Origin of the sequence: Pseudomonas serbica (genome assembly GCF_028823535.1) — a bacterium.
Classification (GTDB): Bacteria; Pseudomonadota; Gammaproteobacteria; order Pseudomonadales; family Pseudomonadaceae; genus Aquipseudomonas; species Aquipseudomonas serbica.
The window spans coordinates 138,286-158,387 of sequence record NZ_JAQIYM010000005.1; the positions used below are offsets into that span (position 1 = coordinate 138,286).

The 20,102-nt window shown below is 62.2% G+C and carries 20 protein-coding genes; 17 read left to right on the plus strand and 3 right to left on the minus strand.

Going from position 1 to position 20,102, the window contains the following annotated elements; all coding sequences use genetic code 11:
- The first annotated feature begins 228 nt into the window (after positions 1 to 228).
- Entirely contained in the window at positions 229 to 1,794 is a 1,566-nt protein-coding gene (aer, locus tag NQL71_RS09625; protein ID WP_046819474.1) for a methyl-accepting chemotaxis protein, read from the plus strand.
- Positions 1,795 to 2,696: 902 nt separating this feature from the next.
- Here aer and NQL71_RS09630 read toward each other — a convergent pair.
- Positions 2,697 to 3,230: an REP-associated tyrosine transposase gene (locus NQL71_RS09630; RefSeq protein ID WP_046819473.1), complete on the minus strand. Its 534-nt coding sequence runs from the start codon at positions 3,228 to 3,230 to the stop codon at positions 2,697 to 2,699.
- 203 nt (positions 3,231 to 3,433) lie between these two features.
- Positions 3,434 to 4,117 carry an alpha/beta family hydrolase gene (locus NQL71_RS09635; RefSeq protein ID WP_274642571.1) on the minus strand — a complete coding sequence of 228 codons (684 nt, stop codon included), beginning with the start codon at positions 4,115 to 4,117 and terminating at the stop codon, positions 3,434 to 3,436.
- A gap of 81 nt (positions 4,118 to 4,198) precedes the next feature.
- On the opposite strand from NQL71_RS09635, the gene ccoN (NQL71_RS09640) reads away from it, so the two are divergent.
- The 8 genes from ccoN (NQL71_RS09640) to ccoP (NQL71_RS09675) all read left to right on the plus strand — a co-directional run bounded on the left by ccoN (NQL71_RS09640) (position 4,199) and on the right by ccoP (NQL71_RS09675) (position 11,098).
- Positions 4,199 to 5,623, plus strand: a complete 1,425-nt coding sequence (gene ccoN / locus NQL71_RS09640; RefSeq protein ID WP_046819471.1) for a cytochrome-c oxidase, cbb3-type subunit I — start codon at positions 4,199 to 4,201, stop codon at positions 5,621 to 5,623.
- 10 nt (positions 5,624 to 5,633) lie between these two features.
- Positions 5,634 to 6,242, plus strand: a complete 609-nt coding sequence (gene ccoO / locus NQL71_RS09645; RefSeq protein WP_046819470.1) for a cytochrome-c oxidase, cbb3-type subunit II — start codon at positions 5,634 to 5,636, stop codon at positions 6,240 to 6,242.
- 3 nt (positions 6,243 to 6,245) lie between these two features.
- Positions 6,246 to 6,443 carry a cbb3-type cytochrome oxidase subunit 3 gene (locus tag NQL71_RS09650; protein ID WP_046819469.1) on the plus strand — a complete coding sequence of 66 codons (198 nt, stop codon included), beginning with the start codon at positions 6,246 to 6,248 and terminating at the stop codon, positions 6,441 to 6,443.
- Positions 6,440 to 7,390: a cytochrome-c oxidase, cbb3-type subunit III gene (gene ccoP, locus NQL71_RS09655; RefSeq protein WP_046819468.1), complete on the plus strand. Its 951-nt coding sequence runs from the start codon at positions 6,440 to 6,442 to the stop codon at positions 7,388 to 7,390. Before NQL71_RS09650 ends, ccoP (NQL71_RS09655) begins: the two co-directional genes overlap by 4 nt.
- 486 nt (positions 7,391 to 7,876) lie before the next feature.
- Complete coding sequence (gene ccoN, locus NQL71_RS09660) at positions 7,877 to 9,319, plus strand: cytochrome-c oxidase, cbb3-type subunit I (protein WP_046819467.1); 1,443 nt, start codon at positions 7,877 to 7,879, stop codon at positions 9,317 to 9,319.
- On the plus strand, positions 9,319 to 9,927 hold the full coding sequence (ccoO, locus tag NQL71_RS09665; RefSeq protein WP_046819466.1) for a cytochrome-c oxidase, cbb3-type subunit II: 609 nt from the start codon (positions 9,319 to 9,321) through the stop codon (positions 9,925 to 9,927). Before ccoN (NQL71_RS09660) ends, ccoO (NQL71_RS09665) begins: the two co-directional genes overlap by 1 nt.
- 5 nt (positions 9,928 to 9,932) lie before the next feature.
- Entirely contained in the window at positions 9,933 to 10,118 is a 186-nt protein-coding gene (locus NQL71_RS09670) for a CcoQ/FixQ family Cbb3-type cytochrome c oxidase assembly chaperone (RefSeq protein ID WP_003175465.1), read from the plus strand.
- Positions 10,115 to 11,098, plus strand: coding sequence for a cytochrome-c oxidase, cbb3-type subunit III (gene ccoP, locus NQL71_RS09675; RefSeq protein WP_046819465.1), 984 nt, complete (start codon positions 10,115 to 10,117; stop codon positions 11,096 to 11,098). The genes NQL71_RS09670 and ccoP (NQL71_RS09675) overlap by 4 nt, the downstream gene beginning before the upstream one ends.
- Before the next feature lie 75 nt (positions 11,099 to 11,173).
- On the opposite strand, the gene NQL71_RS09680 is transcribed toward ccoP (NQL71_RS09675), so the two are convergent.
- Positions 11,174 to 11,329: a hypothetical protein gene (locus NQL71_RS09680; RefSeq protein WP_166619399.1), complete on the minus strand. Its 156-nt coding sequence runs from the start codon at positions 11,327 to 11,329 to the stop codon at positions 11,174 to 11,176.
- A gap of 286 nt (positions 11,330 to 11,615) precedes the next feature.
- On the opposite strand from NQL71_RS09680, the gene ccoG reads away from it, so the two are divergent.
- The 8 genes from ccoG to NQL71_RS09720 all read left to right on the plus strand — a co-directional run bounded on the left by ccoG (position 11,616) and on the right by NQL71_RS09720 (position 20,038).
- Complete coding sequence (gene ccoG / locus NQL71_RS09685) at positions 11,616 to 13,031, plus strand: cytochrome c oxidase accessory protein CcoG (protein ID WP_166619400.1); 1,416 nt, start codon at positions 11,616 to 11,618, stop codon at positions 13,029 to 13,031.
- A gap of 11 nt (positions 13,032 to 13,042) precedes the next feature.
- Positions 13,043 to 13,582, plus strand: a complete 540-nt coding sequence (locus tag NQL71_RS09690) for a FixH family protein (protein WP_046819462.1) — start codon at positions 13,043 to 13,045, stop codon at positions 13,580 to 13,582.
- A gap of 135 nt (positions 13,583 to 13,717) precedes the next feature.
- Entirely contained in the window at positions 13,718 to 16,168 is a 2,451-nt protein-coding gene (locus tag NQL71_RS09695) for a heavy metal translocating P-type ATPase (RefSeq protein WP_077183978.1), read from the plus strand.
- Between the two features lie 22 nt (positions 16,169 to 16,190).
- The gene (gene ccoS, locus NQL71_RS09700; protein WP_008057874.1) at positions 16,191 to 16,409 is read left to right on the plus strand and encodes a cbb3-type cytochrome oxidase assembly protein CcoS; all 219 of its coding nucleotides are present in this window, start codon (positions 16,191 to 16,193) and stop codon (positions 16,407 to 16,409) included.
- Positions 16,402 to 17,085 carry a sulfite exporter TauE/SafE family protein gene (locus tag NQL71_RS09705; protein WP_274642572.1) on the plus strand — a complete coding sequence of 228 codons (684 nt, stop codon included), beginning with the start codon at positions 16,402 to 16,404 and terminating at the stop codon, positions 17,083 to 17,085. The genes ccoS and NQL71_RS09705 overlap by 8 nt, the downstream gene beginning before the upstream one ends.
- A gap of 116 nt (positions 17,086 to 17,201) precedes the next feature.
- Positions 17,202 to 18,584, plus strand: coding sequence for an oxygen-independent coproporphyrinogen III oxidase (hemN, locus tag NQL71_RS09710; RefSeq protein WP_077184510.1), 1,383 nt, complete (start codon positions 17,202 to 17,204; stop codon positions 18,582 to 18,584).
- A 91-nt stretch (positions 18,585 to 18,675) separates the two neighbouring features.
- Positions 18,676 to 19,410, plus strand: coding sequence for a fumarate/nitrate reduction transcriptional regulator Fnr (gene fnr, locus NQL71_RS09715; RefSeq protein ID WP_046819459.1), 735 nt, complete (start codon positions 18,676 to 18,678; stop codon positions 19,408 to 19,410).
- Between the two features lie 79 nt (positions 19,411 to 19,489).
- Positions 19,490 to 20,038 (plus strand): adenine phosphoribosyltransferase, encoded by a 549-nt coding sequence (locus NQL71_RS09720; RefSeq protein WP_046819458.1) that lies wholly within the window; start codon positions 19,490 to 19,492, stop codon positions 20,036 to 20,038.
- Positions 20,039 to 20,102 lie beyond the last annotated feature (64 nt).

Sequence of the window (20,102 nt, forward strand, 5' to 3'; positions counted from 1 at the left end):
GGCATCGACTCCAGTGCCACTCAAGGGTGAGCTACTAAAACGCCACTGCCGGGGGCGCAAAATCATACGCTGAGCGCCCTTGCAGGGAAACCCTTACAAACCGTTACAGTACGACCCGTCGTCGCCTATTCGCCTTGATCGACGCCGGGCGCCCGGTAAAAAAAAATAAATTCAATAAAGCCGCTGCACGGCCGACAACCCGTCAAAGCCTTGCGGATTAAACAAGCCATGCGTAATAACCAGCCCATTACACAACGCGAACGGACCTTTCCGGCTCAGCAACGGTTGATTTCCACCACGGATGCCAAGGGCATGATCACCTACTGCAACGACGATTTCGTCGAGATCAGCGGGTTTTCTCGTGAGGAACTGATCCGCGCGCCGCATAACCTGGTGCGTCACCCCGACGTACCCGCTGCGGTCTTCGCGCACATGTGGGGCACACTCAAACAAGGCTTGCCATGGATGGGCATTGTCAAGAATCGCTGCAAGAGCGGTGACCACTACTGGGTGAACGCCTATGTGACACCGATCTTCGAAGGCAACCAGGTGATCGGTTACGAGTCGGTGCGGGTCAAGCCCACCGCCGAACAGATTCGCCGCGCCGAAGCGCTCTACCAACGCATCAACCAGGGCAAGCCAGCCATCCCTGCTACCGATAAATGGTTGCCGGTGCTGCAGGACTGGCTGCCTTTCATCCTGGTCAGCCAGTTGAGTTTCATGATCGGTGCGACACTGACCTCCCAGTGGGGCTTCGCCCTGGCGGCCGGTCTTTCGGTGCCACTGGGCCTGCTGGGCCTGAGCTGGCAGCAACGCGGCATCAAGCGTTTGCTGCGCCTGGCCGAGCAGACCACGTCCGACCCGCTGATCGCGCAGATGTACACCGACAGCCGCGGTGCCCAGGCACGCCTGGAAATGTCGATCCTCAGCCAGGAGGCACGCCTGAAAACCTGTCTGACCCGCCTGCAGGACACCGCCGAGCACCTGACCGACCAGGCGAAGCAGTCCGACGCCCTGGCGCACGACAGCTCCAGCGGCCTGGAACGCCAGCGCGTTGAAACCGAGCAGGTCGCCACCGCCGTCAACCAGATGGCGGCCACCACCCAGGAAGTCGCCAGCCATGTGCAGCGCACTGCCGACGCCACCCAGCAAGCCAATCGCCTGACCGGTCGCGGTCGCGACATCGCCGGGGAAACCCGCGAAGCCATCCAGCGCCTGTCGGTGGTGGTGGGGGAAACCGGGGTGACCGTGACCCAACTGGCCAAGGACAGCAACGAAATCGGCGGCGTGGTCGACGTGATCAAGGGCATTGCCGACCAGACCAACCTGCTGGCACTGAACGCGGCCATTGAAGCGGCGCGTGCCGGCGAGATGGGTCGTGGTTTTGCGGTGGTGGCTGACGAAGTTCGCCAACTGGCCCAACGCACCAGCGAATCCACCGGGCAGATCCATGCCCTGATCGCCAAGCTGCAGCAAACCGCGAACACCGCGGTGCAGACCATGGAAGCCGGACATCGCCAGGCCGAAGAAGGCGTGGCGCGGGTGCTGGAAGCGGATCAGGCGCTGGTCGGCATCAGCGAGGCGGTGGCCAACATCACCGACATGACCACCCAGATCGCTGCCGCGACCGAAGAGCAAAGCGCCGTGGCCGAAGAAATCAGCCGCAACATCAGCAACATTTCGGCACTGGCGGACCAGACCTCGGAACAGGCGCAGAACTCGGCGCTGTTGAGTGAAGAGCTGACCAAGACGGCGAATACGCAGTACTCGTTGGTGGAGCGGTTTAATCGCTGACCCGCCCCTTCGCCGACCTGCCCCCCCAGATCATTCCCACGCTCTGCGTGGGAATGCAGCCCGGGACGCTCTGCGTCCCCCGTCGCGCCGCAGTTTTGGGGGGGGCACGTCCATCCCCGCATGGCTTGATCGCTCCCGCGCACAGCACAAGATTGCACCCCGTGACACCTGCGTTACCTCCAAAAGCGGAACGCGGAGCGTCCCCGGATGCATTCCCACGCAGAGCGTGGGAACGATCATCGTCCCCGCGTAGCCTGATCATTCCCATGCTCTTCGCGGGAACGATCATCGCCGACCTGCCCCCCCCCCCCCAGATCGTTCCCATGCTCCGCGTGGGAATGCAGCCCGGGACGCTCTGCGTCCCAGTCGCGCCGTAGTCTGGAGGGGGGGCACGTCCATCCCCGCATGGCTTGATCGCTCCCGCGCACAACACAAGATTGCACCCCGTGACACCTGCGTTACCTCCAAAAGCGGAACGCGGAGCGTCCCCGGATGCATTCCTTTGCTGCGCGTGGGAACGATCATCGTCCCCGCGTAGCCTGATCATTCCCATGCTCTTCGCGGGAACGATCATCGCCGACCTGCCCCCCCCAAGATCGTTCCCACGCTCTGCGTGGGAATGCAGCCCGGGACGCTCTGCGTCCCCCGTCGCGCCGCAGTTTTGAGGGGGGCACGTCCATCCCCGCATGGCTTGATCGCTCCCGCGCGCAGCACAAGATTGCACCCCGTGACACCTGCGTTACCTCCAAAAGCGGAACGCGGAGCGTCCCTGGATGCATTCCCACGCAGAGCGTGGGAACGATCATCGTCCCCGCGTAGCCTGATCATTCCCACGCTCTGCGTGGGAATGCAGCCCGGGACGCTCTGCGTCCCCCGTCGCGCCGCAGTTTGTGGGCGGCACGTCAATACCAGCGCTGAATCTCTATTAACCCGTCCATCCCCGCATAGTTCCTCGCACTGGAGTAACGCCAGTGCTCCGGCAAGTCCACATACCCTCGCTTCACCGGATTGTTGTGGATGTACTCGAGTTTCTGGCGCATCACCGATTCGCTGTAAACCATTTCCGCGTGCGAGCCTTCCTGCCACAACTGATAAAGCCGATCCTGCTTGTGCGCCCGTTTGCTGAAGCTCAGTCGCTGCAGGGCTCTATGCGCACCTTTACGTTGCAGGTCGTTGATGATCTGTCTTGCGGTAAAGGATTTGAACTGGCTCAGGCACTTGCTCAGGTCAGGTGCCTGGGCAACGAAGTGCAGGTGGTTTTCGAGGATCACGTAACCGTACAGCTGCAGACTGTGGTGGGTTTGCTGGTAACGCCAGCAGTCCAACAGGTGGTCGACGATGAAGGGGCGGATGAACAGCGCAAGCCATTCCATGAGGGTACAGGTGAGGAAGTGGGGCTTGTCAGGCTCGGTGATGGAGTAACGGCTTCGGCCCATGGATTCGTCCTTGAATCTTGCGGTGTGGCGGGATAGAACGCGGAGCTTCCCTCGATGCATTCCAATGCTCCGCCTGGGAACAATCAGGGTGCGTGGTAGCCAGGCAAAGGAGCAAGTGGCTGAGCGCGACAGCACAGGTAGGAAATGTCAGCAGGTGACCCTCAAAGGGAGGCAGCCAGGGACGCTCTGCGACACCGCAACTGTCACGTATGGCAAATGAAATCCGCAACACGCTTTGCAGCCAGCGCCAGATGCTGTTCATGGCTAAACCCCGAAGCTTTCAACGGCTTCAAATCATGATCCCCCGCCACCAGCCAGAACACGTCGATACTCGGGGACAGCGAGTAACCCTCGACCGCCTCGCGATCGCCCAACGCATCCCGCTCGCCCTGCACTATCAGCGTGGGCGTCTTCAATCCAGCCAAATGCTCGACCCGAGGTTTTTCCGGCTTGCCCACCGCATAAAACGGATAACCCAGGCACACCAACGCATCGGCGCCCAATTCATCGGCGAGCATACTGGCCGCCCGACCGCCCATGGACTTGCCGCCAATGGCCAGGGGCCCAGTGACATGGCGTCGCACCTGCGCGTACACCTCGCGCCAACACTCCAGCAGTTTGGGCATCGGATTGGGGGGGCGCTTGCCGCCATCGATGCGCCGCTGCGCCATGTAGGGAAACTCGAAGCGCAGCACGCTGACACCTTGCGCCACAAGGCGTGCGGTCATGTCGTTCATCCAGTTACTGTCCATCGGTGCACCGGCGCCATGCGCCAGGATCAGGGTCGCCGAGGCCTTGCCCGACGCCGCATCCCACTTCCATCCATGTTCGCGCACGCACTGCGCCCATTGATCCCCGTCAATACCGGCCTTGTGCTGTTTGTCCATGCTTGCCTCGCTTTTAGTCTGCCTATAACTCAGGCCGAAGGGTGCGCTTGCACACTTGGGCTGAACCGTGGATGGGGAACCATGAACACTTCTATCAGTACCGCCTACAACTATAAGGTGGTCCGCCAATTCGCCATTATGACGGTGGTGTGGGGCATCGTCGGCATGGGGCTCGGGGTTTTTCTCGCTGCCCAGTTGGTCTGGCCCGAACTCAACTTCAATTTGCCCTGGACCAGCTTCGGCCGCCTGCGCCCGCTGCACACCAACGCGGTGATCTTTGCCTTCGGCGGTTGCGCCCTGTTCGCCAGTTCGTTCTATTCGGTGCAACGCACCTGCCAGACCCAGCTGTTTGCACCGAAAATCGCCGCCTTCTGTTTCTGGGGCTGGCAGCTGGTGATCCTGCTGGCGGCCGTCAGCCTGCCGCTGGGCTACACCAGTTCCAAGGAGTACGCCGAGCTGGAATGGCCGATCGACATCCTGATCACCATCGTCTGGGTCGCCTACGCCGTGGTGTTCTTCGGCACGATCATGCAGCGCAAGACCAAGCACATCTATGTCGGTAACTGGTTCTTCGGTGCCTTCATCATCACCGTGGCGATCCTGCACATCGTCAACAACATGGAGCTGCCGGTCAGCTTCACCAAGTCCTATTCACTGTACTCCGGCGCCACCGACGCGATGGTGCAATGGTGGTACGGCCACAACGCCGTGGGCTTTTTCCTCACCGCCGGTTTTCTCGGGATGATGTATTACTTCGTGCCGAAACAGGCCGAGCGCCCGGTGTACTCCTATCGCCTGTCGATCGTGCACTTCTGGGCGCTGATCACCCTGTACATCTGGGCAGGTCCCCACCACCTGCACTACACCGCCCTGCCAGACTGGGCGCAGTCGCTGGGCATGGTGATGTCGCTGATCCTCCTGGCGCCGAGCTGGGGCGGGATGATCAACGGCATGATGACCCTGTCCGGCGCCTGGCATAAGTTGCGCAGCGATCCGATCCTGCGCTTCCTCGTGGTGTCGCTGGCCTTCTACGGCATGTCGACCTTCGAAGGGCCAATGATGGCTATCAAGACGGTCAACGCCCTCTCCCACTACACCGACTGGACCATCGGCCACGTACACGCTGGCGCCCTCGGCTGGGTGGCGATGATTTCCATCGGCGCGCTGTACCACATGATCCCGAAAATCTTCGGTCGCCCGCAGATGCACAGCATCGGCCTGATCAACGCGCACTTCTGGCTTGCCACCATCGGCACCGTGCTCTACATCGCCTCGATGTGGGTCAACGGCATCGCCCAGGGCCTGATGTGGCGTGCAGTGAACGAGGACGGCACGCTGACCTACTCCTTCGTCGAAACCCTGGTGGCCAGCCACCCAGGCTTCGTCGTGCGGTTGGTGGGCGGGGCGATCTTCCTCAGCGGCATGTTGCTGATGGCCTACAACACCTGGCGCACCGTGCGGGCCTCGCAGCCTGCCGAAGCCGCCGCTGCCGCGCAGATGGCCTGAGGAGTCCGCCATGAAACACGAAACAATCGAAAAAAACGTCGGCCTGTTGCTGCTGCTGATGATCCTGGCCGTGAGCATCGGAGGCCTGACCCAGATCGTCCCGCTGTTCTTCCAGGACGTGACCAACAAACCGGTGGAAGGCATGAAGCCCTATACCGCCCTGCAACTGGAAGGCCGCGACATCTATATCCGCGAAGGTTGCGTGGGGTGCCATTCGCAGATGATCCGTCCGTTCCGCGCCGAGACCGAGCGCTACGGGCATTACTCGGTGGCCGGCGAAAGCGTGTGGGATCACCCGTTCCTCTGGGGGTCGAAACGCACCGGTCCGGACCTGGCCCGGGTGGGCGCGCGTTACTCCGATGACTGGCACCGCGCGCACTTGTACAACCCGCGCAACGTGGTGCCGGAATCGAAGATGCCGGCCTACCCGTGGCTGGTGGCCAATGCGGTCGACAGCGGTCATACCGAAACCAAGCTCAAGACGATGCGCACCCTGGGTGTGCCCTATACCGACGACGACATCGCTGGCGCGGCCGAGTCGCTCAAGGGCAAGTCCGAGATGGACGCACTGGTCGCCTACCTGCAGGTGCTCGGCACTGCGATCAAGAGCAAGAGGTGAGCCATGGTCGTTGAAATGAGTACTGGAATGATCCGCGGCCTGGGCACGGTCGTGGTGTTCGTGGCCTTTGTCGGCCTGACGCTGTGGGTGTTCAACGGCAAGCGCAGCGCGCAATTCGCCGAAGCGCGCCTGCTGCCGTTCGCCGACGAACCCCAACCCGAGATCCCCGAAGAATCCGCCACAAGGAGCACCCGGCCATGACCACTTTCTGGAGTACGTGGATCTGCGTACTGACCATCGGCAGCCTGATCGGCCTGACCTGGCTGCTGATCGGCACCCGCAAGGGCGAAACCAAGGGCAGCGTCGACCAGACCATGGGCCACAGCTTCGACGGCATCGAGGAGTACGACAACCCGTTGCCGCAATGGTGGTTCATGCTGTTCGCCGGCACCCTGGTGTTCGCCGTCGGCTACCTGATCCTCTATCCCGGCCTGGGCAACTGGAAAGGCATCCTGCCCGGCTACGCCAACGGTTGGACCGGCGTGCATGAGTGGGAAAAGGAGATGGACCGGGCCGACGCCCGATTCGGACCGATCTTCGCCAAATTCGCCGCCATGCCACTGGAGGAAGTGGCCAAGGACCCGCAAGCGCTGAAAATGGGTGGGCGCCTGTTCGCCTCCAACTGCTCGGTGTGCCACGGCTCGGATGCCAAGGGCGCGTTCGGCTTTCCCAACCTGGCGGACAGCGACTGGCGCTGGGGTGGCGACGCCGACACCATCAAGACCACCATCCTCGGTGGCCGTATGGCGGCGATGCCGGCCTGGGGTGAAATCCTCGGCGAAGCGGGGGTGAAGAACGTCGCTGCTTATGTACGCCATGAACTGGCCGGCTTGCCATTACCGGCAGACAGCAAGGCCGACCTGCAAGCCGGGCAGCAAGCCTTCAGCACCACCTGCACCGCCTGTCACGGGGCCAACGGCCAGGGCACCGCCGCCATGGGGGCGCCGAACCTGACGCACCCGGCCGGTTTCATCTACGGAACAAGCCTGACCCAGCTCGAGCAGACCATCCGCCACGGTCGCCAGGGTCATATGCCGGCGCAGAACGAGTTACTGGGTAACGATAAAGTACAATTGCTAGCAGCTTATGTGTACAGCCTGTCGCATGGATTGAATACAGAAAATCTGCAAGCGGAAGGCAAAAAGTAATCATTCGCAACACCTCAACTGCCGCATTCTTTCGAATGCGGCAGTTCCCCGCCCCTTTGCGACCCATTGTCGCACCCCCTTAAAACCTCACCTTTCGAATCCCCGGATTCGGGTCTACGCTTGGTCGATGCGGACTGGCCCGTGCCGGTTCCAGGTCTTGCTTGCGCGATGGGTTCACCGAAACGGCTGATGGAAAGGCCGCAAAGGCAGGTAGATACCGGCTGTCGTGCCAAATGCCGTCGGTCGGCCGATCAGGCCTTTTCAACACACCCCGTTACAAGTGACCTGAACCCTCTCGCTTTTTCCGTTCCCTGCGACATATTGTCCGAGGCCAATTTTGACCCTACGCGGCGCATGGAAAGGCCGCAGAATCAGCATTTGAAAGCATTGACCCAGGTCATGGCGCGTTGCAATGACCCCCTGCTTTCTACATACTTGCGGCCGATTTTTAATCCTAATAAAACACCCAAACCGTGGAACCTTAGAATGAGCACAGCAATCAGTCCGACTGCTTATAACTATAAGGTAGTCCGCCAGTTCGCCATCATGACGGTGGTCTGGGGGATCCTTGGCATGGGGCTCGGTGTCTTCATCGCCTCGCAACTGGTCTGGCCGGAATTGAACTTCGGCCTGCCCTGGACGAGCTTTGGACGCTTGCGCCCGTTGCACACCAACCTGGTGATTTTCGCCTTCGGTGGTTGTGCACTGTTTGCCACTTCCTATTACGTCGTGCAGCGAACCTGCCAAACGCGACTGATTTCCGACAGCCTCGCGGCCTTCACCTTCTGGGGTTGGCAAGCGGTGATCGTCGGCGCCATCGTTACCTTGCCGCTGGGTTACACCACCACCAAGGAATACGCGGAGCTGGAATGGCCCCTGGCTATTCTGCTGGCCATCGTCTGGGTGACCTACGGTCTGGTGTTCTTCGGCACCATCGTCAAGCGCAAGACCAAGCACATCTATGTGGGCAACTGGTTCTACGGTGCCTTCATCGTGGTGACCGCGATGCTGCACATCGTCAACCACATGTCGCTGCCGGTCAGCCTGTTCAAGTCCTACTCGGCCTACTCGGGCGCGACCGACGCGATGATCCAGTGGTGGTACGGCCACAACGCCGTAGGTTTCTTCCTGACCACGGGCTTCCTGGGGATGATGTACTACTTCGTGCCGAAACAGGCCGAGCGTCCGATCTACTCCTATCGCCTGTCCATCGTGCACTTCTGGGCGCTGATCACCCTGTACATCTGGGCCGGTCCTCACCACCTGCACTACACCGCACTGCCGGACTGGGCCCAATCGCTGGGCATGGCCATGTCGATCATCCTCCTGGCACCGAGCTGGGGCGGCATGATCAACGGCATGATGACCCTGTCGGGTGCCTGGCATAAGCTGCGTACCGACCCGATCCTGCGCTTCCTGGTCGTGTCCCTGGCGTTCTACGGCATGTCGACCTTCGAAGGTCCGATGATGGCGATCAAGACCGTGAACTCGCTGTCGCACTACACCGACTGGACCATCGGCCACGTACACGCCGGCGCGCTTGGCTGGGTAGCGATGATCTCGATCGGCGCGATCTACCACATGATCCCGAAACTGTTCGGTCGCGTGCAGATGCACAGCATCGGCCTGATCAACACGCACTTCTGGCTCGCGACCATCGGTACCGTGCTGTACATCGCTTCGATGTGGGTCAACGGCATTACCCAGGGCCTGATGTGGCGTGCAATCAACGATGACGGCACCCTCACCTACTCGTTCGTCGAAGCCCTGCAGGCCAGCCACCCTGGCTTCATCGTGCGTGCCCTGGGCGGTGCGTTCTTCGCCACCGGCATGCTGTTCATGGCCTACAACGTATGGCGTACCGTACGTGCCTCGAACCCGGCAGAAGCTAAAGCTGCCGAACAGATTGCTGTAGTTGGAGCTCACTGATGAAGCATGAAGCAGTCGAGAAGAACATTGGCCTGCTGGCCTTCTTCATGGTCATCGCCGTCAGTGTCGGCGGCCTGACCCAGATCGTTCCGCTGTTTTTCCAGGACGTCACCAACAAGCCGGTCGAGGGCATGAAGCCCCGCCCTGCCCTGGAACTGGAAGGCCGCGACGTCTACATCGCCAACGGTTGCGTCAGCTGCCACTCGCAGATGATCCGCCCGTTCCGTGCTGAAACCGAACGTTACGGCCACTACTCGGTTGCCGGTGAAAGCGTGTGGGACCACCCGTTCCTGTGGGGTTCCAAGCGTACCGGTCCGGACCTGGCCCGTGTCGGCGGTCGTTACTCCGATGACTGGCAGCGTGCGCACCTGTACAACCCGCGCAACGTAGTGCCTGAGTCGAAGATGCCGGCCTACCCGTTCCTCGTGGAAAACAAGCTCGACGGCAAGGACACCGCCAAGAAAATGGAAGTCTTGCGCACGCTCGGCGTTCCTTACACCGACGAAGACATCGCCGGTGCACAGGAAGCCGTGAAGGGCAAAACCGAAATGGACGCGCTGGTGGCCTATCTGCAAGGCCTGGGCACCATCATCAAAAGCAAACGGTGATCTAAATGGATATCGGGATGATTCGTGGCCTGGGCACCGTTGTCGTGATGGTGGCCTTCATCGGTCTGGCGTTGTGGGTATTCAGTCCCAAGCGCAAGTCGGAGTTCGAAGACGCGACCTTGCTGCCTTTTGCGGATGATCCCGAAGCCATCAAGCACGTCGAGCAAGCTTCTAGGAGTAACAAAGAATGACTACATTCTGGAGTCTGTATGTCACAGTCCTCAGTCTCGGTACGATCTTTTCCCTGACCTGGCTGCTGCTGTCGACCCGCAAGGGCCAGCGCACCGAGGCAACCGAAGAGACGGTTGGCCACTCCTTCGACGGGATCGAGGAGTACGACAACCCCTTGCCGAAATGGTGGTTCATGCTGTTCGTGGGCACCATCATCTTCGCCCTGGGCTACCTGGTGCTGTACCCGGGCCTGGGCAACTGGAAAGGCCTGCTGCCGGGTTACAACTACCTGGATAACGAGAAGCAGACCGCGTTCGCCAACGGCCAGACCGGCTGGACCGGCGTTCACGAGTGGGAAAAGGAAATGGCCCGCTCGGACGCCAAGTTCGGTCCGATCTTCGCCAAGTTCGCTTCCATGCCGATCGAAGAAGTCGCCAAGGATCCACAGGCGCTGAAAATGGGCGGCCGCCTGTTCGCCTCCAACTGCTCGGTCTGCCACGGTTCCGACGCCAAGGGTGCCTATGGCTTCCCTAACCTGACCGACGCCGACTGGCGCTGGGGCGGCGAAGCGGAAACCATCAAGACCACCATCATGGGCGGTCGCCATGCGGTGATGCCGGCGTGGGCTGAAGTGATCGGCGAGCAAGGCGTTGCGGACGTTGCCGCTTTCGTCCTGACCAACCTCGATGGCCGCAAGTTGCCGGAAGGCACCAAGGCCGACCCGGTTGCCGGGCAGAAACTGTTCGCCGCCAACTGCGTGGCGTGCCACGGTCCGGAAGGCAAAGGCACCCCGGCAATGGGCGCACCCGACCTGACCCACCCGGCTGGGTTCATCTACGGTTCGAGCTTCGCGCAACTGCAGCAGACCATCCGCTACGGCCGTCAGGGCCAGATGCCTGCGCAAGAGCAGATGCAGGGTAACGACAAGGTTCACCTGCTGGCCGCTTACGTCTACAGCCTGTCTCATGGCGAGAAGGCTCCGGCGGCGGACGCCCAGTAAGGCATACGCCTGAAGCAATAACGAACGGCCCCGCCAATGTGAATTGGCGGGGCCGTTTTGTCATGGGCGTCCGGTTCATGAACTGAAACCTATATTGAGATCGTTGCGGATGTTGAGCGCGCCATCACCGAGTGCGAAATACCCGAGGAACGTGAGAAAACTGCACAGCGTCGTTCCAGCTTTGCCGCCCCCGCCGGCGGCAAGGGCAGCGGGATCGACAGCCTGGGCCAAGGCAACCTGCCTTAAGCCGTGACCTGTGAGCGCGGCGAACCTCCGCTGCGCTCCGTAGCCAGGCCCCGACGGCTCGGCCGGGCAAACCATTGAGCTATAGTCAATTGACCTGCATCATGTTTTGTTACATTCGCTACACCATTCGGGTTTTTTCCCCAACGCGACCAAAGGTCGCACCCTTGAGCTAGAGCGACAGGCGTATCATTGGGCCACTGCAACACCTCTTTTTTGACCGCGGTCGGCATGTACTGACCGAGGCATTTTTCCACTGCCGTGGGATGCAATGATGAGCAACCAGATACCGGTACACGACGTCACCCCGCCCGCCAAGAACGCGAGCAACAGCGTCGATCTCTACGCCTCCAGGGAAAAAATCTACACCCGCGCCTTCACCGGCCTGTTCCGCAATCTGCGCATGGCGGGCGGCGCGCTCCTGTTCCTGTTGTATTTCGGCACGGTGTGGCTCGACTGGGGCGGGCACCAGGCCGTCTGGTGGAACCTGCCCGAGCGCAAGTTCTTCATCTTCGGTGCCACCTTCTGGCCCCAGGATTTCATCCTGCTGTCGGGCATGCTGATCATCGCCGCCTTCGGCCTGTTCTTCATCACGGTGTACGCCGGCCGGGTCTGGTGCGGCTACACCTGCCCGCAGAGCGTGTGGACCTGGATCTTCATGTGGTGCGAAAAGGTCACCGAGGGCGACCGCAACCAGCGCATCAAGCTGGACAAGGCGCCGATGAGCGCCAACAAGTTCCTGCGCAAATTCAGCAAGCACAGCCTGTGGCTGTTGATCGGTTTCGTGACCGGCATGACCTTCGTCGGCTATTTCTCGCCGATACGCGAACTGGTGATCGAGTTCTTCACCGGCGAAGCGGATGGCTGGTCGTATTTCTGGGTCGGTTTCTTCACCCTCGCCACCTACGGCAACGCCGGCTGGCTGCGCGAGCAGGTGTGCATCTACATGTGCCCGTACGCCCGCTTCCAGAGCGTGATGTTCGACAAGGACACATTGATCGTCTCCTACGACCCGCGCCGCGGCGAAAGCCGTGGCCCGCGCAAGAAAGGCATCGACTACAAGGCCCAGGGCCTGGGCGACTGCATCGACTGCACCATGTGTGTCCAGGTCTGTCCGACCGGGATCGACATCCGCGACGGCCTGCAGATCGAATGCATTGGCTGTGCCGCCTGCATCGATGCCTGCGACGCGATCATGGACAAGATGGAGTACCCGCGCGGCCTGATCAGCTACACCACCGAGCACAACCTGTCCGGGCAGAAAACCCATAAACTGCGTCCGCGCCTGATTGGCTATGCCGTGGTGCTGATGGCGATGATCGGTGTGCTGGTGACTGCATTCTTCATGCGTTCGCTGGTCGGTTTCGACGTCAGCAAGGACCGCGTGCTGTACCGTGAGAACGCCGAAGGCCGGATCGAGAACGTCTACAGCCTGAAGATCATGAACAAGGACCAGCGCGACCACAGCTATGTGCTCGACGCCACCGGCCTGCCGGACCTCAAGCTGCAGGGTCGGCGCGAGATCAAGGTGGCGGCCGGCGACATCGTCAGCCAACCGGTCGAACTCTCGGTGGCCCCGGAACAATTGCCATCGAGCACCAACGAGGTGAAATTCATCCTCAAGGACGCCGATGACCCCAGCATCCACGTTGAAGCCAAGAGCCGATTCATCGGCCCACAAAATCGTTGAGAGAAGTGATCATGCCCGCAGCAACTGCCGCAAGCCCCTGGTACAAGCACCTTTGGCCGTGGATCATCATCGGGATCCTGGCCTGCTCGGTGACCCTGACCTTGTCCATGGTGACCATCGCAGTGAACCACCCGGACAACCTGGTCAACGACAACTACTACGAGGCTGGCAAGGGCATCAACCGCTCCCTGGACCGTGAGCTGCTGGCGCAGACCCTGCTGATGCGCGCCAGCATTCATCTGGATGACGTGACCGGTGAAGTCGACGTGCGCCTGAGCGGCAACAGCCAGCCTGCGACACTTGAGCTGAACCTGATCTCGCCGACGCAACCGGAAAAGGACCGCAAGATCACCCTCACCCGCAGCGACACCGAACAGGGCCGCTACATCGGCCAGCTGAGCGACAAGATCGAAGGCCGGCGCTTCATCGAATTGCTCGGCAGCCAGGACGACCACATCTGGCGCATGTTCGAGGAAGAACTGGTCAGCCACGACAAGGAGCTGCTACTGGGTGACGAGCCGCTGCAAGGCGCGGAAGACCTGAAGAAATAAGCCTTATCCTGATCGTTCCCACGCTCTGCGTGGGAACGCAGCCAGGGACGCTCCGCGTCCCAGCCGAAGCGGACGCAGAGCGTCCGGGGAGGCATTGCCACGCAGAGCGTGGGAACGATCATTGGACAACGCCTCATGACCACCCCAACCCCCTGCTACCACTGCGCCCTGCCCGTCCCGGCCGGCAGCCGCTTCACCGCCGCCGTGCTTGGGGAGCCACGGGAATTCTGCTGCCCGGGTTGCCAGGCCGTGGCCGAGGCCATTGTCGCCGGCGGGTTGGAAAGCTATTACCAGCATCGCAGCGAAGCCTCCGCCAACCCCGAAGCGCTGCCGGTGCAATTGGTCGATGAGCTGGCGCTGTACGACCGCGCCGACGTGCAGCAGCCCTTCGTTCGCCACGAAGGCGAACTGGCCGAAACCACGTTGCTGATGGAAGGCATCAGTTGCGCTGCCTGCGGCTGGCTGATCGAGAAACACCTGCGCACCTTGCCCGCCATTGCCGAGGCGCGGCTGAACCTGTCCAACCATCGCCTGCACGTGCGCTGGGCTGACGCGCAATTGCCGCTGAGCCGGGTGCTCGCCGAGTTGCGCCACATCGGTTACGCCGCCCACCCCTACCAGGCCGACCGCGCCAGCGAACAACTGGCCAGCGAAAACCGTTTGGCCCTGCGCCAACTCGGCGTGGCCGGGCTGCTGTGGTTCCAGGCGATGATGGCGACCATGGCCACCTGGCCGGAATTCAACATCGACCTCAGCCCCGAGCTGCACACCATCCTGCGCTGGGTCGCGCTGTTCCTGACCACGCCGATCGTGTTCTACAGCTGCGCGCCGTTCTTCAAGGGCGCCATGCGCGATCTGCGCACACGGCACCTGACCATGGACGTGTCGGTGTCGCTGGCCATTGGCAGTGCCTACATCGCCGGTATCTGGACCTCGATCACCGGGGTCGGCGAGCTGTATTTCGATGCCGTCGGCATGTTCGCGTTGTTTCTGCTGGCCGGCCGCTACCTGGAACGGCGCGCCCGGGAACGCACCGCCGCCGCCACCGCGCAACTTGTCAATCTCTTGCCCGCTTCATGCCTGCGCCTGGGTGGCGACGGCCAGAGCGAGCGCATCCTGCTCAGCGAGCTGCGGGTCGGCGATCGGGTGCTGGTGCATCCCGGGGCGATCCTCCCGGCCGATGGCAAGATTCTCAATGGTCAGTCGAGCATCGACGAGTCGCTGCTGACCGGCGAATACCTGCCGCAGCCACGCACGCCGGGCGACGCCGTCACCGCCGGCACCCTGAATGTGGAAGGCCCGTTGACCGTCGAAGTCCTGGCCCTCGGCCAGGACACCCGCCTCTCGGCCATCGTCCGCCTGCTCGATCGCGCCCAGGCGGAAAAACCGCGCCTGGCGGAAATCGCCGATCGCGCCGCGCAATGGTTCCTGTTGCTGTCGTTGATCGCCGCCGCCGCCATCGGTCTGCTGTGGTGGGAGCTGGACCCTTCGCGGGCGTTCTGGATCGTGCTGGCCATGCTGGTCGCGACCTGTCCCTGCGCACTGTCCCTGGCCACGCCGACCGCCCTTACCGCGGCAACCGGCACCCTGCACAAGCTGGGTTTGCTGTTGACGCGCGGCCATGTGCTGGAAGGCCTGAACCAGATCGACACGGTGATTTTCGACAAGACCGGCACCCTCACCGAAGGTCGCCTGGCGCTGCGTTCGATCCGCCCCCTCGGCGCCCTCGACAGCGATCGTTGCCTGAGTCTCGCCGCGGCCCTGGAGAACCGCTCCGAACACCCGATTGCCCGCGCTTTTGGTCGCGCGCCAATGGCCGCCGAGGACGTCCACAGCACACCGGGGCTTGGCCTCGAAGGCCGGGTCGGCGCTCAGCACCTGCGCATCGGCCAGCCCGGTTTTGTCTGCGCACTCAGCGGCGCTGCCGTGCCAGCCATTCCTGACGAAGCCGGCCAATGGCTGCTGCTCGGCGATAGCCAGGGGCCGCTGGCGTGGCTGGTTCTCGACGACCGCCTGCGCGCTGATGCCCCTGCCCTGCTCGCCGCCTGCAAGGCACGCGGCTGGCGCACCCTGTTGCTGTCTGGCGACAGCTCGCCGATGGTTGCCAGTGTGGCGGCCGAACTGGGTATCGACGAGGCCCGTGGTGGCTTGCGCCCGGACGACAAACTGCAGGTCCTGCAACAACTGCACAAGGAAGGCCGCAAGGTGTTGATGCTCGGTGACGGGGTCAACGATGTGCCGGTACTGGCCGCCGCCGATATCAGCGTGGCCATGGGCTCGGCCACTGACCTGGCGAAAACCAGCGCCGACGCCGTGCTCCTGTCCAACCGCCTCGATGCCCTGGTGCAAGCCTTCAGCCTGGCACGGCGCACCCGTCGGGTAATCATCGAGAACTTGCTGTGGGCCGGGTTGTACAATGGCTTGATGTTGCCGTTCGCCGCCCTCGGCTGGATCACGCCGGTGTGGGCCGCGGTCGGCATGTCGATCAGTTCGTTGACCGTGGTGCTCAACGCCCTGCGCCTGACTCGCCTGCCGAGCGCGCCGGTTGCCCGCACCACGCCAGAAACCCGCCCGCTGCCGGCCTGAGCCGCGCGGGCATGGAGTCCAGATGCCAGCTCTCTACGTGATGATTCCGGCCGCGCTGTTGATCGTGGCCATCGCTGTCTACATCTTCTTCTGGGCGGTCGACAGCGGCCAGTACGACGACCTCGACGGCCCGGCCCACAGCATCCTGTTCGACGACCAGGATCCGAACCACACCGCGGCGGTCGACGAGGCCAGCGGCCACCCGCCCAAGCCTGACGACAAGGCACCGCCCCATGCTTGAGTTGGCGCCGCTGCTGGTGTCGGCGCTCATCCTCGGTCTGCTCGGTGGCGGGCATTGCCTGGGCATGTGCGGCGGCTTGATGGGCGCATTGACGCTGGCCATCCCCAAGGAGCAACGCAACCGGCGCTTTCGCCTGCTGCTGGCCTACAACCTGGGGCGCATCCTCAGCTACGCCACCGCCGGCCTGCTGATTGGCCTGGCCGGCTGGGCGGTGGCCAACAGCCCGGCGGCGATGTTCATGCGCGTACTCGCCGGCCTGCTGCTGATCGCCATGGGCCTGTACCTGGCCGGTTGGTGGAGCGGACTGACGCGCATCGAAAGCCTCGGTCGCGGCCTGTGGCGGCATATCCAGCCGATTGCCAACCGGCTGCTGCCAGTGTCGAGCCTGCCCCGCGCGCTGCTGTTGGGCGCGCTCTGGGGCTGGCTGCCGTGCGGACTGGTCTACAGCACCTTGCTGTGGTCGGCCAGCCAGGGCAATGCACTGGACAGTGCGTTGTTGATGCTGGCGTTCGGGCTGGGCACCTGGCCCGTACTGCTCGCCACCGGGCTGGCCGCTGAACGGGTGACGGCGCTGTTGCGCAAACGCAGCGTGCGCATGACGGGTGGGTTGTTGGTGATGCTGTTTGGGGTCTGGACGTTACCTGGGCCGCATCAGCATTGGCTCATGGGGCATTGATCGGCGGCCCGCACAGACAACACAAGTATCCACCCTTGACGCAAATCAAGATGCCCCACCACTCCACCCCCTAGACTGGCCCACACTGCCAGCCTATCCGGGGGAATGCCCGCATGATGCTCGACGCCATTCGTTGGGACACCGATCTGATCCGCCGTTATGACCTGGCGGGACCGCGCTATACCTCCTACCCGACCGCCGTACAATTCCACAGCCAGATCAGCCCGTTCGACCTGCTGCATGCCCTGCGCGACAGCCGCAAGGCCGTGCGCCCGTTGTCGCTGTATGTGCACGTACCGTTCTGCGCGAACATTTGCTACTACTGCGCCTGCAACAAGGTGATCACCAAGGATCGCGGCCGCGCGCTGCCCTACCTGCAGCGCCTGGAACAGGAGATCCAGCTGATCGCCTGTCACCTCGACCCGACGCAAAAAGTCGAGCAGTTGCACTTCGGCGGCGGCACCCCGACCTTTCTCAGCCACGACGAACTTCGCCAGTTGATGGCGCACCTGCGCAAGCACTTCAATCTGCTCGACGACGACAGCGGCGACTACGGCATTGAAATCGACCCGCGGGAAGCTGACTGGTCGACCATGGGCCTGCTGCGCGAGCTGGGTTTCAACCGGGTCAGCATCGGCCTGCAAGACCTCGACCCGGCCGTGCAGCGTGCGGTCAACCGCCTGCAGAGCCTGGAGGAAACCCGCGCGGTGATCGACGCCGCCCGCACCCTGCAGTTTCGCTCGATCAACATCGACCTGATCTACGGCCTGCCCAGGCAGACCCCGGAAAACTTCGCCCGCACCGTCGATGAAGTCATCAGCCTGCAGCCGGACCGACTCTCGGTGTTCAACTACGCGCACCTGCCGGAACGCTTCATGCCGCAACGGCGGATCAACAGCAACGAGCTACCGACGCCGGCGCAAAAACTGCAAATGCTGCAGGGCACCATCGAACAGTTGACCGCCGCTGGCTACCGCTACATCGGCATGGACCACTTCGCGCTGCCCGATGATGAACTGGCGATTGCCCAAGAGGAAGGCACCCTGCAACGCAACTTCCAGGGCTACACCACCCACGGCCATTGCGACCTGATCGGCCTCGGCGTCTCGGCGATCAGCCAGATCGGCGACCTGTACTGCCAGAACAGCAGCGACCTGAACCAATACCAGAGCGCCTTGGCCTCGTCGCAACTGGCCACCAGCCGCGGTCTGTTGTGCAATGCCGATGACCGTCTGCGGCGTGCCGTGATCCAGCAACTGATCTGCAATTTCAGCCTCGAATTCGCCAGCATCGAACAAGTTTTCAACATCGATTTTCAAGGCTATTTCGGCGAACTTTGGCCTCAACTGCAGTGCATGGCCAAGGATGGCCTGATTGAGCTCGATAACGAAAGCATCACCGTGTTGCCGGCAGGTCGCCTGCTGGTTCGCTCAGTGTGCATGGTTTTCGATGCCTACCTGGAGCAACACAGCCAGCAGCGGTTTTCCCGAGTGATCTAGATACTGCGACAAATCCGCCGCGTGCTGGCCTCAATGTCCTGCAGTGGGTTACCCTTACGTCTTATGTGTGTTTCCCACAAGGATTGAAGAAATGTCCGAGCCAGTAAAACTGCGCGCTCACACTCAGGCACATTGCAAGGATTGCAGCTTGGCCCCGCTGTGTTTGCCACTTTCTCTGAATCTGGAAGATATGGACGCTCTGGACGAGATCGTCAAACGTGGTCGACCACTGAAAAAAGGTGAGTTCCTGTTCCGCCAGGGCGACAAGTTCGACTCCGTCTATGCCGTGCGCTCCGGCGCCTTGAAAACCTTCAACCTGAGTGATGGCGGCGAAGAACAGCTCACCGGTTTCCACTTGCCAAGCGAACTGGTCGGGCTGTCGGGCATGGACACCGAAAAGCACCCGGTGTCGGCACAGGCGCTGGAAACCACTTCGGTCTGTGAAATCCCCTTCGAGCGTCTCGATGAACTGGCCCTGCAACTGCCGCAGTTGCGCCGTCAGCTGATGCGCGTGATGAGCCGTGAGATCCGTGACGATCAGCAGATGATGCTGCTGCTGTCGAAAAAGACCGCCGACGAGCGCATCGCCACCTTCCTGGTCAACCTGTCGGCGCGCTTCCGGGCCCGGGGCTTCTCGGCCAATCAGTTCCGCCTGAGCATGTCGCGCAACGAGATCGGCAACTACCTGGGCCTGGCGGTGGAAACCGTGTCGCGGGTGTTCACGCGCTTCCAGCAGAACGAACTGATCGCCGCCGAGGGCAAGGAAATCCGCATCCTCGACCCGATCCAACTGTGCGCCCTGGCCGGTGGCTCCCTCGAAGGCTGATTGGGTCGATCGCGGCTGAGCGAAAGGGTTCAGCCGCCGTTATACTGTGTCGTTTGCAGCCTGCCAGGACACCTCCGCGATGGTCTTCGACTCCTTCGACATCAAATCCCTCATCCGCCCCGTGATCGACTTTCCCAAGCCCGGCGTGATCTTTCGCGACATCACCCCGCTCTTTCAGTCGCCCACGGCCCTGCGCCTGGTGATGGACAGTTTCGCCCACCGCTATGTCGAGGCGGATTTCACCCACATTGGCGCCATGGATGCCCGGGGCTTCCTGATCGGTTCGGTGCTGGCCTACCAGCTGAACAAGCCGCTGGTGCTGTTTCGCAAGCAAGGCAAGCTGCCGGCCGACGTGCTGGCCGAAGGTTATGCGACCGAGTACGGCGAAGCGTTTCTTGAAGTGCACGCCGACAGCCTGTGCGAAGGCGATTCGGTGGTGATGTTCGATGACCTGATCGCTACCGGCGGCACCCTGATTGCGGCGGCGAACCTGGTTCGGCGCATGGGTGCGCGGGTTCATGAAGCGGCGGCGATCATCGATCTGCCGGAGCTGGGTGGGTCGCAGCGCCTGGAAGACATGGGGATTCCGACTTTTTGCCTGACGCAGTTTGCCCTGACCGATAAATAAGTAGCGCCTGTACTGACGCCATCGCTGGCAAGCCAGCTCCTACAGTTAATCTGCGGGACGAAGA